Source organism: Streptomyces sp. NPDC055506, from assembly GCF_053643595.1.
The window spans coordinates 1-1,137 of record NZ_JBSHKH010000296.1; the positions used below are offsets into that span (position 1 = coordinate 1).

Genomic DNA, 1,137 nt, shown 5'->3' on the forward strand with positions numbered 1-1,137 from the left:
GGGACGAATGCGCATGTGATCGTGGAGGAGGCCCCGCAGGCGGAGGCGCAGGCGGAGGCGGGTGGCCGGGAGGTTCCTGTTCCGGGTGTGGTGGTGCCGTGGGTGGTGTCGGGGCGTAGTGCTGGGGCTTTGGCGGCGCAGGCGGGGCGGCTGGCGGAGTATGCGGAGAGCCGGCCGGAGTTGGATGTGGTGGATGTGGGGTGGTCGCTGGCGTCGGCGCGGTCGGTGCTGGAGCACCGGGCGGTGGTGCTCGGTGCGGGTGGGGACCGGGGCGAGTTGCTGGCGGGGTTGCGGGCGTTGGCTGCGGGCACGCCGTCGGCGTCGGTGGTTTCCGGTGTTTCCGGCGTGGCGCAGGCGCAGGCGCGGGCGGTGTTCGTCTTTCCCGGTCAGGGCTCGCAGTGGCGGGGCATGGCGGTGGGTTTGCTGGACTCCTCGCCGGTGTTCGCCCGGTCGATCGAGGAGTGTGAGCGGGCGCTTGCGCCGTTTGTGGACTGGTCGTTGAGTGAGGTCCTGCGGGGCGGTGGTGCGGTGGCCGAGCGGTGGGAGCAGGTGGATGTGCTGCAGCCGGTGTTGTTCGCGGTGATGGTGTCGCTGGCCGGGGTGTGGCGTTCGATGGGGGTGGAGCCCGCGGCGGTGCTGGGGCATTCGCAGGGTGAGATTGCGGCGGCGTGTGTGGCGGGGGGTTTGTCGCTCGGGGATGCGGCCCGGGTGGTGGCGTTGCGGAGCCGGGCGTTGCGGAGGCTGTCGGGGTTGGGTGGCATGGTCTCGGTGGTGGCCGGCCGGGCGTGGGTGGAGCAGGTGGTGGAGCGCTGGCCGGACCGGGTGGGTGTGGCGGCGGTCAACGGGCCTGGGTCGACGGTGGTCAGCGGTGATGTGCCCGCGTTGGAGGAGTTGCTCGCTTTGTGTGAGGCGGAGGGTGTGCGGGCGCGGCGGGTGCCGGTGGACTACGCCTCGCATTCGGCGCATGTGGAGCAGATCCGCGAGGAACTGCTGCGAGAGCTTGCGGTGGTGGAGCCGGTGGTGTCGCGGGTGCCGTTGTGTTCCACGGTCACCGGCGACTGGCTGTCGACCGAGGGTCTGGATGCCGAGTACTGGGTGCGTAATCTGCGGCAGCCGGTGGAGTTCGAGACGGCGACG

General features: G+C 71.5%; 1 protein-coding gene. It reads left to right on the forward strand.

Annotated features, from left to right (window positions below; translation table 11 throughout):
• The coding region (locus ACWIF2_RS40745; RefSeq protein ID WP_454366752.1) for an acyltransferase domain-containing protein at positions 1-1,137 on the forward strand (1,137 nt) is incomplete at both ends.